Origin of the sequence: Paenibacillus sp. FSL H8-0548 (genome assembly GCF_038630985.1) — a bacterium.
In the GTDB taxonomy this organism is placed as follows: Bacteria; Bacillota; Bacilli; order Paenibacillales; family Paenibacillaceae; genus Pristimantibacillus.
The window spans coordinates 6636265-6653209 of the sequence record NZ_CP152049.1 but is presented as its reverse complement, the minus strand read 5'-3'; the positions used below and the strand labels follow the sequence as shown (position 1 = coordinate 6653209).

General features: G+C 47.1%; 9 protein-coding genes. All 9 read left to right on the top strand.

Annotated elements, in window-relative coordinates; all coding sequences use genetic code 11:
• Positions 1–6 precede the first annotated feature (6 nt).
• Positions 7–1020, top strand: a complete 1014-nt coding sequence (locus tag MHI37_RS28010) for a zinc-binding alcohol dehydrogenase (protein ID WP_076339516.1) — start codon at positions 7–9, stop codon at positions 1018–1020.
• A gap of 90 nt (positions 1021–1110) precedes the next feature.
• Positions 1111–2013 (top strand): Gfo/Idh/MocA family oxidoreductase, encoded by a 903-nt coding sequence (locus tag MHI37_RS28005; RefSeq protein WP_076339517.1) that lies wholly within the window; start codon positions 1111–1113, stop codon positions 2011–2013.
• An 18-nt stretch (positions 2014–2031) separates the two neighbouring features.
• Positions 2032–2808, top strand: coding sequence for a M55 family metallopeptidase (locus tag MHI37_RS28000; protein WP_076339518.1), 777 nt, complete (start codon positions 2032–2034; stop codon positions 2806–2808).
• 383 nt (positions 2809–3191) lie between these two features.
• Positions 3192–4544: a hypothetical protein gene (locus MHI37_RS27995; protein ID WP_076339519.1), complete on the top strand. Its 1353-nt coding sequence runs from the start codon at positions 3192–3194 to the stop codon at positions 4542–4544.
• Positions 4545–4744: 200 nt separating this feature from the next.
• A complete protein-coding gene (ppc, locus tag MHI37_RS27990; protein ID WP_076339520.1) occupies positions 4745–7549 on the top strand; it encodes a phosphoenolpyruvate carboxylase in 2805 nt (934 codons plus the stop codon).
• A gap of 535 nt (positions 7550–8084) precedes the next feature.
• Positions 8085–13400 carry a choice-of-anchor I family protein gene (locus MHI37_RS27985; RefSeq protein ID WP_144023798.1) on the top strand — a complete coding sequence of 1772 codons (5316 nt, stop codon included), beginning with the start codon at positions 8085–8087 and terminating at the stop codon, positions 13398–13400.
• 620 nt (positions 13401–14020) lie between these two features.
• A complete protein-coding gene (locus tag MHI37_RS27980) occupies positions 14021–15193 on the top strand; it encodes a trypsin-like peptidase domain-containing protein (protein ID WP_076339522.1) in 1173 nt (390 codons plus the stop codon).
• Between the two features lie 211 nt (positions 15194–15404).
• A complete protein-coding gene (gene sigW / locus MHI37_RS27975) occupies positions 15405–15971 on the top strand; it encodes an RNA polymerase sigma factor SigW (RefSeq protein WP_076339523.1) in 567 nt (188 codons plus the stop codon).
• Positions 15972–16184: 213 nt separating this feature from the next.
• Positions 16185–16823 carry a zf-HC2 domain-containing protein gene (locus MHI37_RS27970; protein ID WP_076339524.1) on the top strand — a complete coding sequence of 213 codons (639 nt, stop codon included), beginning with the start codon at positions 16185–16187 and terminating at the stop codon, positions 16821–16823.
• Positions 16824–16945 lie beyond the last annotated feature (122 nt).

Genomic DNA, 16945 nt, shown 5'->3' with positions numbered 1-16945 from the left:
ATCATAATGAAACAAATCGTAGTGAAGCAGCATGAAGCGGTTCTTCAAGAGGCTGAGATACCGGTAATAACAGCAGCTAATCCTTATCGTGTGCTAGTTAAGGTTAAATATTCTTCTATCAGTCCGGGAACTGAGCTGAATTTGATTCATAACATGGACGTTCCTGATGGATTCCGACTGGGATATAGTGCTTCTGGTGAGGTTATTGCGGTAGGTGAGAAAGTAACGGATTTGAAGCCGGGCGATTTGGTTGCTTGCTACGGTGGACCTTATGTCTATCATGCTGAGCAGTTATCCGTACCACGGCAGCTGTGCGTCAAATTGTCATCAGACAAATACTTGCGTGAAGCAGCGTTGGTGGGATTAAGCTCCGTCGCTATTCATAGTGTGAGAAGGCTTTCCTTGCAATTCGGGGAAACCATTTGGGTGGTTGGCTTAGGTCTTCTGGGACAATTGATTGCCATGTTCAGTAAGCAAGCGAATTATCGAGTGTTTGCAACGGATATGGACCCAGCGCGTGTAGCGGCTGCTAAAGCGTTAGGGGTCGAAGCTTACTTGGCAAATGATGAGCAATTGGGTGAGCATATTGACCGTTTCACGGAAGCTCACGGCTTCGATAGTATTGCGCTTGTGGCACATTCAAACAGCTCAAAAATTATTGCTTCGAGTATGGAAAAGCTAGCTTTTCGAGGCAAGTTTGCACTGGTTGGCAATGTACCGATTGAATTTCCGCGCGAGCTATTTTTCCAGAAGGAAGCAGATTTCATTATTGCCAGAGCTGCTGGACCAGGCCGATATGATGAACAGTATGAGGACCAGAACATTGATTATCCAAAATCATATGTTCGTTGGACGGAAGGCCGCAATATGGCTGAATACGTCCGTCAGCTTGAAGAGGGCTTGATTTCGGTAGAACCATTTATTACACAGGAATATTCCATACATGATGCGCCGTCCGCTTATATCGCTATGAAAGAGGACTTGAGCAAGACACTGGGCGTAATGCTGCGCTATGACTGAGAATGAAGCTGCAGCCAGGCAGAAATAAGTAATGGAACACACTGCAAAGTCAGGTCTAACTAAACTATATGGCAGCTGGGATGGGATCGAATGAAAGAGCAGATGAAAATTGGGATTATAGGTACGGATACCTCTCATTCTATTGCTTTTGCTGAGCTTCTAAATGATAGCATGCATCGTTTTCATGTACAGGGGGGCAAGGTTATTCTTGCTTATCCAGGAGGGTCTCCTGACTTTGAGCTTAGCATTTCTAGAGTGACAGCTTTTGCAGAAGAGATGAATAGCCGGTTCGGTGTTCAAATCGCGGAGCGACCTGAACAGGTGGCTGAGCAATGCGATGCGGTGCTGCTGCTGTCCGCTGATGGACGCGTGCACGCGAAGCTATTTGAAGCCATTGTACCCTATGGCAAGCCAATCTTCATTGATAAGCCTCTTGCCTTGAGTATGAAGGAGGCGGCAGCTATTGCGAAGCTGGCTGAACAATGGTCCGTACCTATCATGAGCTCCTCGGCACTGCGTTATGCGGAGGCATTGACCAAAAAAAATAATGTTGTAGATGATGAGGTCATTTCGGTTGATTGTTATGGCCCCATGTATATGGAGCCGACCCAGACGGGGTATTTCTGGTATGGCATTCATTTGGTTGAAATGTTGTTTACGGTGCTTGGCGGCGGTTGCGACCGTGTTAAGGCTTCAGGCAGCGGCGATCAGGAAACTATTACTGGCGTGTGGAAAAATGGAAAAGTCGGTACGATTCATGGCAGTCGATCAGGTGGATTTCCCTTCGTGGCAGCAATTCATCGAGAGAATAATTCTACATTCGTCGATATTTCCTCGGAGGAGAAGCCTTTTTATGCGAGCTTGCTTGAGCAGGTGATGGCGATGTTCCGAACAGGTATACCTGCCGTTGATATGAGTATAACGCTGCAGATCATTCGGTTTATAGAAGCAGCTAATGAAAGCAGAGAGACAGGCAAATCAGTTACGCTGTAACCTAATAGAGGTGAGCCGATGAAATATATCATCATAACGGATTTAGAGGGAGCGGCAGGTGTTGATGCGTTCGTCCAAACCAGAACCTCGGACAATATGATCAAAGGACCGGGAATGAAGCAGCTCGCGCTTGAAGTTAATGCTTGTGTTGCGGGAATAAAGTCCACGGATTCTAGCGCTATTGTTGATGTGATTGACGGTCATGGCACGGGTGGTCTGTTTCCAGAGGATCTAATAGATAGTCATTATATTAGCTTGATCGGAACATCGGTTAATCATCTGCTTAAGGATTACGATGCCATGTTATTTGTCGGGCAGCATGCGATGGCAGGAACGGTTGCAGCGCCGCTCAATCATACGTACTCCTCTTTGGATGTGATGTATTATCGATTGAATGGTATTTTCATTGGCGAATTTGGCGCCAGGGCGCTGCTTGCAGGCCTGAAGGGGATTCCTGTTATTTTCTTGTCCGGCGACGACAAGGCTGCAGCAGAAGCTAGAATGTTTATTCCGGGAATCGTAACATCGATAACGAAACAAGGTCTAGGATTAGAGTTTGCGGAGCATCTGTCCTCAGAGGAAGCTTGCCGCCGCATTCAAGAGGCTGCGGCGGAGGCGGTTAAGCGGATAGGCCATATTCCTGCGTACACAGATTTGCAGCCGCCATTTATTTTTGAGGCTCGTTATTATGAGCCAATCGTTGATTCATATTGGCTCACTCATCCAACTGCTAAACTTATCGATGAACGTACGGTTCAATTGATGACATCGGATGTAGCTGAGCTGCCTTTTTAATCGACATACTCTCTTGAATCGTTTTAATAGAGAGAAATCATAATGTTGAATACGGTGCTGGAACTGGAAAAAAAGCTGGCGGAGCCCTCCGAACAGCTGCTGAACGATATTGCAGCGATTGATGGAGATATCATGCTGATTGGAATATATATCCTTTGACGCTGCTGAAGGAAGGCAAGCCGATCGACGTGACCATGGGACATGCGAGTATTATCCCAGACGTTCCTGGCTCAAACGCCTACCGCTCAGAAATGGACCATGGAATTGTATGAGTAATGAATAGCAAAGGATAACGATAGAGGGGCCGGGTTGCGTCTCCTTCATAGATGATTCATAATTCAATAAATAGAACAGAATTATAAAGTCGTTGTAGGAGGCGCCTTATGTGGACGGAAGAACGAACGGAAGCTATCGAAATGTCAGAAATACGAATTGCGATTATTGGGCCCCAGACGATTATGCAGAAGATGCAGCATTGTCTGAAGGGTTTCCCTTCCTTTGTTCCAATAATAAAAGGCTACCAACAAGTAGTTGAAGCGATTGAACTGGCGAGAGCGGCAGACACGGAGGCCGACGTTCTGCTCTTTACGGGAACGATTCCTTATGAACTCGCCAAAGCGAATATACAGTTTCAAGTCCCTGCCCTGTTCGTGCCTTTAACGGGATCTGGTCTGTATAGCAGCTTGTTTCGCTTAGAGAGAACACATGGAGTATCATCTCTTTCTGTTGATACATTAACTAAGGCAATGATCGATGCTGCGCTTAAAGAGCTTGGCGGACTAGAGGTAGAACTGACTGTATTTGAAAACGATACGAACTCTACCGAGAATGACATCCTGATGTTTCACCGGGAGCAGCATCATGCGGGGCGTTCACTCTGTGCGCTGACGGCGATAAGCAGCGTGGCTAAGCAGTTGACCAAGGAAGGAATACTGTGTGAATGGATCACGCCGACGAATCAGGATATAATTGTGACGCTGGAGCGTGCGCTCCTGTCGACGGAATGGCGGAGAAAGAAGGAAGCTCAGGTCGTGATGGGGTTGATCCATGTCGATAACTTCTCTAAGCTTGCCGAGTCACAAATTTCCGAGCATGAGGTGCAGCGGCTTCAGCTTGATATTCATCATATGGTATTGAACTTTGTTGAGCATCTGGACGGACATTTAACACAATTAGCTGCTAATGAGTATTTGTTTGTTACGACGCGCGGTATTTTTGAACGTGAAACAGGCGGCTACAAACGAATTCCATTAGCCAAAAAGGTTCAGAGGGCTTATGGCGTTCACTTGAGCATTGGTGTTGGTTTCGGCTACTCTGCGGGAGAAGCGGGCATGCATTCCAGGCGATCCCTCCGCCTTGCGAGAGATGGAGGCGGAGACAATTGTTTTATCGTCAGGGAAGATGAGAGTGTTATCGGTCCGCTGGAGATGACAGAGCCCAAGGGGATTGATCTCTCGCTAGTCGACGCAGCCTTAGTGAAGAAAGCCGAAGCGGCAGGTTTGACATCGATCTACTTAAGTAAGCTCATCTCGCATACGACTCGTTTTGGGAGAGTTGATTATTATGCGCAGGAATTGGCTTCTGTATTAGGCGTGACGACTCGCAGCGTACACCGATTTCTGCTGGCGTGGATGGATGCCGGTTTGATTGATATTATCGGTGAAGAAAAAGGGGCCTCGCGGGGGCGTCCAAGACAAAAATACAGAATGACCTTTTTGAATGATAAAATGGTATAGCCGCATGATGTTAAAAAGAGAAGAAGAGGACGTCTTGTTTTTTGGACGGCCTCTTCTGTATTTTTACCCAGATTGGGATCGGGGCTTCAACCCTGTTGGTTTTTGTAGTATGATAACAGGAGTGAAAAAATCGAAAATAACGTACGTGTATGCTTCAACTAACTATTTTTGCATGTGCACCTATTTTAGGAGGAACAGTTATGTCGGATCAATCTGCATCGACTTTGACGACAAATCGGCAGCAAGCTAACAATCTGCTGCGACGCGATGTCCGGTTTTTAGGCAATATTCTCGGTGAGGTTCTTGTTCATCAAGGCGGTCGTGAGCTGCTGGATATCGTTGAACGAATTCGCGAACAGAGCAAGGCGCTTCGTGCTGAATTTATTCCAGAAATATTTGATCAATTCAAGGGGAATATCTCTTCTTTAAGTCCAGAGATCCGTCATCAAGTCATCAGAGCTTTTGCTATTTACTTTCAACTCGTTAATATTGCCGAGCAAAATCACCGGATTAGACGGAAACGCGACTATGAGGTATCTGCTGGTGAGACGGTTCAGCGCGGCTCGATCGAGAGCGCCGTTCAAGATTTGAAGGAACGTGGAATTGCTATCGAGGACGTTCAAGACATTATGAGCAACATTTCTCTTGAGCTTGTTATGACTGCGCATCCTACGGAAGCTACTCGTCGTGCAGTGCTTGAGATTCATAAACGCATTGCCAACGATGTCATGGAGCTTGATGATCCTACCTTGACTTACCGCGAGCGCGAGAAGCTGCGTGAGAAGCTCATGAATGAGGTTCTTATTTTGTGGCAAACCGATGAGCTGCGTGATCGCAAGCCGACTGTTATCGATGAGGTTCGCAATGGCTTGTATTATTTTGACGAAACCTTGTTCGAGGTGCTGCCAAATGTATACGAGGAGCTAGAGCGCTGCCTAAACAAATATTACCCGGATGAAAACTGGCATGTGCCTGATTACTTGCGCTTCGGCTCATGGATCGGCGGCGACCGTGATGGCAACCCATCCGTAACCTCGAAGGTTACTTGGGAGACGTTGAATCTGCACCGTCAACTAGCCATCCGCAAGTATGAGGAGAAGCTTGAAGAGCTTGTAGAGCTGCTCAGCTTCAGTACAAATTTAATCGAGGTATCGGCTGAACTTGTGGAATCGGTTCGTTTGGACCGCGAGCATGTCGAGCTGAAATGCGTTGATCTGTGGAGAAATACGAAGGAGCCTTACCGTATCAAGCTGGGCTTCATGCTGGAAAAGCTGGCTAATACGCGCGATGAATCGCTTAAAGGTTCGCCAATGCGCTATAACCATCCAGATGAGCTTCGCGAGGAGCTGCTCATTATTGACCGCAGCCTGCGTCATCATTTTGCAGACTATGTGGCAGATACGGCACTAGCTAAGCTTATTCGTCAAGTAGAGCTGTTCGGCTTCCACCTTATGGCGCTTGATGTTCGTCAGCACAGTCAAGAGCATGAGAATGCGATGACTGAGATTTTGGCGAAAATGAATGTTGTTGCGGATTACGCATCGCTTCCGGAAGAAGAGAAAACTAATCTGCTCCACAGTCTTTTGAATGATCCAAGGCCTCTAACCTCTGGTCACCTGGATTATACAGATTCTACCCGTGAATGCTTGGATGTTTACCATACGATTTATCGTGCGCAGCAGGAATTTGGCGTTGAGTGCATATCCAGCTACCTCATTAGTATGACGGAAGCAGCAAGCGACATGCTTGAGGTTATGGTGTTCGCGAAGGAAGTTGGCCTGTTCCGCAAGGAAGCTGACGGCACGATCCGCTGCACATTGCAATCCGTACCGTTATTTGAGACGATCGATGATCTTCATGCGGCACCTGCAATTATGAAACAGCTGTTTGAAATGCCGATCTATCGTCAAGCGGTAGAGGCTCGCGGCAATTTGCATGAAATTATGCTTGGTTACTCCGATAGCAACAAGGATGGCGGCGTGGTTACAGCGAACTGGGAGCTGCGCGTAGCACTGAATGATATTACGGCTGCCGGCAACGAATATGATGTGAAATTGAAGTTTTTCCACGGACGCGGAGGAGCACTTGGTCGTGGCGGAATGCCGCTTAACCGCAGTATTCTGGCGCAGCCGCCTCACACGGTTGGCGGTGGCATCAAAATTACCGAGCAAGGCGAGGTTCTCTCTTCTCGTTATTCCATGCAAGGGATCGCTTACCGCAGCTTAGAGCAAGCGACCTGGGCGCTTATTACGGCAGCTCGCTTGGCGAAATATCCAGAGCAGGCTCCGCAGGAGGAAGCGGCGTGGGATGAAATTTCACGCTCGATTTCGGAAACGGCGCTTGAGAAATATCAGGATCTTATTTTCCGTGATCCAGATTTCTTGACTTACTTCAAGGAGTCTACACCTTTGCCAGAGGTTGGCGAGCTTAATATTGGCTCCCGTCCTTCTAAACGCAAAAATAGCGATCGCTTTGAGGATTTACGTGCGATTCCTTGGGTATTCGCATGGACGCAAAGCCGTTATTTACTGCCAGCTTGGTATGCAGCCGGTACAGCGCTGAACCAATATGCAGGCGATGACAAAGAGAAGATGAAGACGCTGAGTACGATGTACGAGAAGTTCCCGTTCTTCCGTTCGCTGATCGACAATCTGCAAATGGCGCTTGCTAAGGCAGATTTGGTTATTGCGAAGGAATATGCGGATATGATTAAGGATCAAACGGTTCGCGATCGTATTTTTGAGCAAATCGAACAAGAGTACGAGCTTACATCAAATCTTATTTTGAGCATTACGGGCCAAACGGAAATTTTGGATAATGTACCTGTTATTCAAGAATCGATTCGTTTGCGCAATCCGTATGTAGATCCGCTCAGCTACCTGCAAGTTCAATTGCTAACGGAGCTTCGTGCGCTGCGTGATAATGAAGAGGATGATCAAGAGCTGCTCCGTGAGGTGCTTCTGACGATCAACGGCATTGCTGCCGGCCTTCGGAACACGGGCTGATAAGACAAGCCAGCCTCCTAGTAGGCAAACGATATAAAAATAGCTAGTCATGGTGCCAACACTGTGACTGGCTATTTTTTTGTTGCATAGGGAACTATGGATTCTCAGAACCTGTTGATAACGATGCTGCGGCGGCAGCCGGAGAGCAGATAACGAAAGCTAACGGAAATCAGAGACGCTAAAGTTCGATTTTTGGTTAGCGTCACATTTTAACGGAAGTGGGAGACTCTATTGCGCAGAAATGAAGCGAGATTCGGCATGTAGACTACAAATAGAGGCCCGTGTTTCCGTTAGAATCCTGAAATGAAAAATAAAGGCGATTTAGCGTCTGTGGTTTCCGTTAGAAGTGTGACTGACGCGTCTGCGATTTCCAATCACCCTAAGGGTGATTTAGTTCGTGCACGCTGTGCTCAGAAATACGCATGTCCCCATTTTACACCGTCCATTTACGGAACCTTAACGAAAGCTTGATCCTCTCATGATATTTTATCTTTACAATTAGGGATAACTTAGGAGAAATGGGAGTGAGTCATTCTTGAAGATCTATAGTAGAAGGTTGATATCCTTTTTGTTAGCTGCTGAAATTACAGCAAGCATGGCACTGGCGGGCGGACCGGTTATGGCTGCCGCAGGCTTGGAGCAAGCAGGGACCCCTTACACGGCTAACCAAGTTTATAGCCATGCTGTTCCTCATGTGATCATTAATCAAGTGTACGGCGGGGGCTTGGCTGTAGATACTGATGTTCCGATATCCCACGGCTTTATTGAGCTTTATAATCCTACAGATAGTGATATTGATCTCTCAGGATGGTCGTTGCAGTACGCAGACCGTGGCAATAAAGATACTACAGGTCCTACTAAGGCATGGGAAAAGCTTAATCTCACAGGTACGATAAAAGCGTACTCCTCCTTTCTGATTAAAGGAGCCGCTACAGGGAAACAAGCTGCAAAGGTTGATCTTACCAATAAAGGCGATCTGTCATGGGAGCGTTTTATTAATAACAAAGGACTGAAGGTTGCTCTGATGAGTAATCAGACCTTGCTTACAGAGGCTAATCCCTTTTTAACGCTGCCGGACGGCTATGTCGATATGGTTGGTTCCGGAAGCAATGATGCGGGCAGCAATATCGATGGATACGAAAATGAATTTCCAACTGGTGATAATGAAGGTACTTCGAAGCAAAAGGCGATTCGCCGCACCGATTTCATAGATACAGATAATAATAAAAAGGACTTTAAGCAAATTGATTATAAAGGTGCAGCTGTAGAGTCTCTGCCTTCAGTAGCACCACGAAGCGGCGCTGACGGTCCATGGGGGGCTGGAGTCGTTCTGCCGCTTGCGATTAGTACGACGGTGCTTTCTGACGGATATGTCGGGTCGGCCTATTCTGCTGCGCTGCAAGCAACGGGTGGAACAGCACCCTATACCTTTACTGCAACAGGCTTGCCTGAAGGGCTCAGCCTTCAAGCGAATGGCGAGCTTGCTGGGACACCGGTAACAGCTGTATCACAAGCGGCTGTGAACATTACCGTAACAGACAGCACCTCAGGAACCCCGCTGACCGTGGACAAAACTTTCACGCTTACGATTAAATCAGAGATTGCAGCTGCAAACCATCTGCTTATTAATGAAGTATATGGAGGCGGCGGGAAAATCAATAAAGAAACCCCTCCTGTCGCAGCGCCGTTTCTATATGATTTCATTGAGCTTTACAATCCGACAGCCCAGCCTATCTCGTTAGCGGGTTATCATTTAAGGTATAGCAATAAAGGAGCGACAACCGTTCAAGGCTTCGATTTTTCTGAAGATGCGGTCATTGGCCCTAACGATTATTATCTTGTTCGACTAGAAGCGACATGGGGAAATACAGGTGACAAAAATTATGGGTCAGCTTATTATGCCGATGCATATGCAAGTACAAAAGAGCAATCGATAGGCATGTCAGATACCGATGGAACGGTTGAGTTGTTTCAAGGAGCTTACTCTTCTTCAGCAGTCATTGATGCAGTAGGCTTCGGAGCAGTTAAGACTTTGCTGCATGAAGGAACTCCGATAGGCGATGGAGCATCGCTGCCAGCTGCTGTCAAAGGAGTACGGCGCATTAATTATCAGGATTCCAACAATAATGCCGCAGATTTCACGATCGTTGATCCATCGCCGACAAGTTCTGGACAAGCCGAAGGTGACGTAGAGGTGATCACGGACTTCGTTAAGCTCATCGGCTCGCTTCAGAAGCTTACGGCGGATACGAGTGTTACAGTCGAGGGACTGGTGACGACGCCTCCCGTAAAATCCGATAACAGCCAAGCTGAAGCGGTGCGATATATTCAATCGTTCACGGGAGCGATCGCAGTAGAAGGCATGGACCCTTCGATTCCGGTGGGAGCAGAAGTCAGGGTAAGCGGCGTGGCAGGTCTTCATGAAGGCGAGGTTCGTGTGAAAGGAAATCCAGTGGTAGCAAGGCTAAACAACAACGTATATAGTCTGACTGTGGACGATACGTTTGACGGATCGATGCTTGTTGTAGACAAGCTAAGCTCAGTAACGACTGAGAGGTATGGCAGAAGAGTAACGACTACGGGCAAAGTAGAGGTTGTTGATGCGGCAGCCAAAACGATTAAGCTCGACAATGATATGATTTTGTACGTTAACGGAGCTTTCCCTAGCACTGCAATTGGTGACACGCTTGAAGCAACCGGTGTAATTGGCGTGTATAGCAGCAATGTACGACTGGCGATAGCAAACGCAAGTGCTGATTTGGTTATAAAACCTGCTTCTGCCGAGTTTAATGATACATTGAATATTTCCAAGATAGGAGAATATTCCGTAGGTCTCTCCAATAAGGATGGCGGCGTTGCTGAGATCGTTAAATTTAACAAGGATAATGGAAAATTTTATTTGGTGAATGGCTCTGGAAATCCTCCAAGCTTGGATATTGTAAGCTTAGGAAGCGGAAATGGAAATTTGAACAAAGAGAAGACCATTGCGGTGCAGCAGCTCGCTGAGACAGAAGGTTTTCTATATGGAGACTTGACTAGTGTAGATATTAATACGACGACTAAGCGTGTTTCGGTTACTGTTCAAGAGGCGGATGCGCTTAAATCGGGCAAAATACTTGTACTTGACTACGATGGCAATTTGCTTGCGTCTTACATGGCAGGCGTGCAGCCGGATATGATTAAATCGACATCCGATGGCAAATATATTCTGACTGCAGATGAAGCGGAGCCGCGTTCTGGCACGACTGATCCGAAGGGCAGCGTGACGATCGTCAACACGGAAACCAATACGGTTACACAGGTATTGTTCGATGATCCTTCCGTAATTGAGGATGGTGTGCATATTCGCGGACTGGCTGATCCGGCTGACGGGAAAATTAAAACAAGCGGTACGAAAGCGGACGCGATATTTGATTTTGAGCCAGAATACATTACTCTCTCCGAGGACAATAAGACCGCTTATGTGTCACTGCAGGAAAATAACGCAATCGCTATTATTGATATTGCGACAGGTAAAGTGACTGCCGTTAAGGCGCTAGGCTTCAAGGATTACAATGATGTTCGCAATTCGCTCGATCTTGTAAAAGACGGCGCGATCAAGCTGGAAAATGTACCATTTAAAGGGATGTATATGCCTGACGGCATCGCGTCACATACGATCAATGGACAAACGTATCTATTTACTGCCAATGAGGGCGATGTGACGGAATGGCCTAATCGCACGAATGGAAGCACGATTGGGGCATTGAAGGGCAGTCTTGATCCTGCTTCTGCGGCTGCTATTTTCTTAAGTGGCAAGACGGCCTACGATGGCGTCGAAGTAGCGAGCGATATGGGCAATGACAGCATTTATATGTATGGCGGCCGTTCCTTCTCCGTTTGGAATGCGGACACGATGGAGCAGGTCTATGATAGCGGGAATGATTTTGAAACGATTACTGCGGCTCGCCTGCCGGCTTACTTCAATACGAGCAACAGTAAAACAGCGCTTGATGATCGAAGTGGGAAAAAGGGGCCTGAGCCAGAGGATATTAAAACTGGAAAAGTGGGCAATAAAGTGTTGGCTTTTGTTGGACTTGAGCGTATCGGGGGCTTCATGACCTACGATGTGACGGACCCGGCTAATGCAACATTTGCCAATTATACGAATACCCGCGAGTTTAAGGATGGTCAAGGCAAGGATAATTTAGATACCGATACGGGTCCTGAAGGTTTGGAGTTCATTCCTGCAGATATTAGCCCAACGGGAATGCCGTTATTATTAGTCGCTTATGAGGTTGGCGGCAAAGTCGGTGTATACCAGCTGAATGTTACGAAAGTAACGGTTGATAAAAAAGCTTTATCAATGAAGGTTGGCGATGCTTCGAGTAAGCTGAATGCAGTCGCCCGGCCTGCTGCTGGAAGTGCTTCATCGGTCATTTGGTCGTCATCCAATGCAGCAGTAGCGAAGGTGGATGGCAATGGCAATGTTACAGCAGTTTCTGCTGGAAGTGCGGTCATTACGGCAGTAAGTGCCGATGGCTATGGCTTGGCAGAAACGATCGTTACGGTCTTACCTGCCAGCACGGGTACTGGCCCGGATACAGGAACGGTAGTCCCTACACCAACGCCAACCCCGGAACAAGCTGGAACGTCAATTGTGAGCGGGGATACAGTGAAGGCGGTAACGGTTATCAAAGCTGAAACGGATAACGATTCGAATACGACAGCTGAAGTAACGGCAAGCCAAATGGCTGAGACGCTTGCTGCACTGGAAAAAGCGGCAAACGGCAAGCCTGGAGCTGTGGAATTTACAGTAGATAGAAATGCGAATGCCGAGTCTGCAACGATTCGATTCGAGGAGCAGGCGATAGCTCTAATTGCATCAAAAGGACTCGTATCCCTCAGCATAAATGGGGGACTTGGGGCCGTTTCCTTTGACTCTAAGGCTATTGATACATTAACGGCAGCGGCAGCGGCAGGAGCGGGAGAGCTTTCCTTTGCGATAAAAAAAGAAGATGTGTCTAAGTTATCCGATTCAGAGAGGGCAGCCATTGGCAGTCATCCAGCGTATGAGCTTACGATCACAGCGGGCAATACAGCTGTAACCGATCTATTGGGTGGGAAAGTACGTATAAGCATCCCTTACACGCTCCAAGCAGGCGAAGATAGCCAGGCGATTGTGATTTATTATTTTGCGGAGGATGGCCAGCCTGTTGTCGTTTCTAACAGCGTATACGATGCGCTGACAGGACAGCTGTATTTCACGGTCAACCATTTCTCGACGTATGGCATCGGCTACAATCACGTAACCTTTACCGATACGGCAGCAAGCTTTGCGAAGGATTCCATTATGTATCTATCCTCTAGAAATATAATTGGAGGAATGGGCAATGATCGATTTGTGCCGAAGGCAAACATATCGAGAGCAGATTTCACACTCATTCTTGCCAGGATTGCAGGGGCTGAGCTAGATAGCTATACTTCATCAAGCTTTACTGATGTATCGCCTTCCGACTATTATGCGGGAGCAGTGGCGTGGGCTTCTGATAAAGGAATTACTGGAGGTACTGGCAACGGAGTGTTTGAACCGCAGGCTAACATTAGCCGCGAGCAGCTGGTAGCTATGATCGTAAGGTTTGCTGATGTCATGAGCTTTACATTGCCGTCGAATACGAACGCTCAATCGTTTGTAGATGATTCGTCGATTAGCGCATTTGCTAAGGAAGCGGCAGCAGCTGTGCAGCAAGCAGGCATTATTAACGGAAAGCCTGCTGGGAACAACGAAGGCAACAGCTTTGCTCCAAAGGATGCTGCTACCCGTGAGGAAGCTGCTAAAATGCTGGCTAAATTGATACAACTAATGGCATAAAATAATTAGCGTTAGGACCGCATCGCCTTTCATTAAAAGGCGGTGCGGTTTTTTTATTGTATAGGAAATTATTCATTCTCCGTACCTGTTGATAAGGATGCTGCTGCGCAAGCAGCCGGAGAGCGGACAACGAAAGCTAACGGAAACCAGAGACGCTAAAGTTGCATTTTGGGTTAGCGTCTTTGGTTTCCGTTAGAAGTGTGAGCTGATACGTCTGCGATTTCCAATTACCCGTAAGGGTGATTTTGTTCTTGAGATAACGGACCAAATGCGAGACCGCATTGTACTTTATACAACGGAATGGGTGATACTAGGCTCGAGCTTATCGTACGCTGCACTTATTACAACGGATTTGCTGCTTTTATCGTATATTCACTCGTTGGACCACTATTCTACTGCATAATTACATTGTAGCCCGACGAATCTGCTTTCATGTGAGGTTTCTGTTGCATAAAGTACATTGTAGGCGGGGAAGAGGAGGGGGAGGGATAGGGATGAGATGGAGTTATTGAAACTCATATTCTTATGTTTATTTATAAACGGCTTAAGTTTCCTTTAAGGTACATCCTGCATGATAGGTACATAGGAAACAGACACCTACATTTGAGAGGATGATCACCATGAACGAGGAAAACAAACGTATGGATGCCGACCATGACATAAGTTCTGATGCTGACAATGCTAATCATACATCTACTTCCACGAGCCCGAGTGCTTTCACTACTTATATCTATGAATCTACTTCTACTAAATCGACTAACGATATGAAAGCATTATACGAGAAGGAGCTTAAGCTTCAGGAAAATCCGAATGGCTCAATGAATGATGTGTCTGGAAGGAAGAAGAAGCGCTCAGGCGGCGGCTCGCCCAAGACGCTGCTGGCATCATTTTTAATCGGAGCGATGGTCGTTGGCGGCTTCGCGTACATGGCCGATAAAAACAATGTATTCAGCGGAGCAGAGCAGGCAGCCCCTACGTCGGGTACAAGTATTGTGAGCAGCTCTGCGCAGCAGGCTGCTGGCTTATCAACAGCATCGCTTAGTACAAGCGAGGATATTGCCTCTGTTTATGCGGCAACAAGCCCGGCAGTGGTGAAAATAGAAAACTATGCTGAGCCGGAGCGCAGCACCTCCATGTTCGATAATCCGGAATTCCGTCAGTTTTTTGGCGGCGGTCAATCCGGCAGAGGCGGACAACAGCAGGAGCAGCAGCAGCAGCAGGAACAAGAGCAAAGTGCCGCTGAACTTGCGCTTGTAGGCTCCGGCACCGGGTTTTTCTTCGAAGAAGGTGGTTATATTCTGACCAATCAGCATGTGATTGCTGATGCTGCGGAAGTAAAGGTTACGGTGCAAGGCTACGAGGAGCCTTTTACCGCAAAGGTCCTTGGTTCCAGCTATGAGCTTGACTTAGCTGTACTGAAGATAGAGAGCACGGACGGCAAAGCCTTTCCATCTTTAACGCTGGGAGACTCTGATGCAACACAGATCGGCGATTGGGTCATCGCGATTGGCAATCCTTACGGCTTTGACCAAACGCTGACGATGGGAGTTTTGAGTGCGAAGGAACGTCCGATTACCATTGCTGATGAGCAGGGCAATCATGAATATAAGCATTTGCTGCAAACCGATGCATCGATCAACCCGGGCAATTCTGGAGGACCGCTTCTTAACGAGAACGGGGAAGTCATCGGCATTAATACAGCGGTTAACTCGGAGGCACAGGGCATTGGCTTTGCGATTCCGACGTCGACGATTACGGAGGTGCTGGATCAACTGAAAACGAACACGTTATAGTCGTTCAAAAATAATAGCTTGCATCAAGGCTTGGAGGCGGAGATTAGGCGCTCAAGCCTTTTTGCATGTTGAAAACATGGAGCCTAGCCGTAAGTCGAAGCATTAACTAGCCTTAGGTCGATTGCTGACTGCGCATTAAACGTATATAATTGGTTAAATAGATGCTTTTTTGCTAATCGGTTGAACGAACGGAAGGTTTGGAGGAGTTAAGTTGAATATATTGGAAGCACGCCTGGCGCGATTAGCGCTCAAAGGCGATCAGCAGGCATTTGCTGAGCTTGTAGACCTTTATCAAGATAAGCTCTTTCATATGGCATATCGGATGCTAAATAGCCGCCAGGAGGCGGAGGATGTCGTGCAGGACACCTTCCTTCGCGTATACAAAAACCTGGATCGATATGATGATACATTGAAATTTTCGACATGGATATATAGAATTGCTACAAATTTATGTATTGACCGGCTGCGCAAGCGCAAGCCAACCTATTCGCTGGATGCGGAATCGCACGACCATGAAGGACTGGATGGTTATTCGATGGTACCGAGCGATAATCGGACACCTGAATCGGAGCTGCTGCTCTCGGACACTCAGCGCATCATCCATACAGCTATCTCGTCGCTGCCTCCAAAATATAAGAGTGTGATGACGCTTCGCTATATGCAGGATCTATCGCTGCAGGAGATAGGCGACGTATTGGACATGCCTGTAACGACGATTAAGACTCGTGTTCACCGAGGCAGGGAGTTTCTGAGAAAGAAGCTGGAGCATAAATTATAGTTATTTGTGCATGCAGTAAATAGTAATTGATGAGGCCATGTCTGCTTTAGACATTGGCTTATTTCAAAGATTAATGCTAATGGAGAAAGAGCGTAGGAAGAGTCACTTGCATCATTTTTTAAAAAAGTGAAACATCCCCTTGCGAGCAACGTATCCTAATAGCAAGAGTAGAACTTATGCTGCGCGAGCAACTGAAAGAAAGGACTGGCTGCTATGAATTGCAACGTCGCCATCGTTTGGATGCATGATTATTTGGACGGCGAGCTGCCTCGTGAAGATATCGTTACGTTAAAGTCTCATTTGCTTTCCTGTCCGGCTTGTCGCAGTCGGTTTGACCAGCTCCAGAAGACGGACGCCGCGGCGTTCCATACTTTAGAAGCGCTTAAGCCAACCGCGGATTATGACAAGAAGGCATCAGAGCAGCTAACAGAGCGTATTATGCAGCAGCTTCCGAAGAAACGAAGCAACCAGCGGAACCGAATCGTACGTTTTATTTATCGATATCCGGGCGCGACCGCTGCTGCTGTATTTATACTCGTGATGCTGGGTAGCTTCTTCACCATGTGGGAAGGGGATACGAAGCTAATCGTTGCAGGCGAGGATCTTCAGCATGTCATTATAGAAGGCAACACTGTGATTGTTCCGGAAGGTGTTCACTTAACGGGCAATCTAACTGTGGAAAATGGAATAGCTGAGGTTAAAGGCGAGGTAGATGGGAATGTTACAGTTATAGACGGTTCCTTGAATCTGGCTTCCACCGGTCATATCGCAGGACAGATCAGAACGATCGATCAAGCACTCGATTTCTTCTGGTACAAAGTCACGCAAACCTTTGGCGGTAACGCTCGTTAATGCAAGCGGCCTTCCTTTTGCAGGGGGGCGCTTTTATTTTTTTTGAAAAAAAGGATTTCCAATCCCATATATAGAAAATAATAAGGTTGAAACCATAGAAAAAAGAATAAGGGGATCGGCTG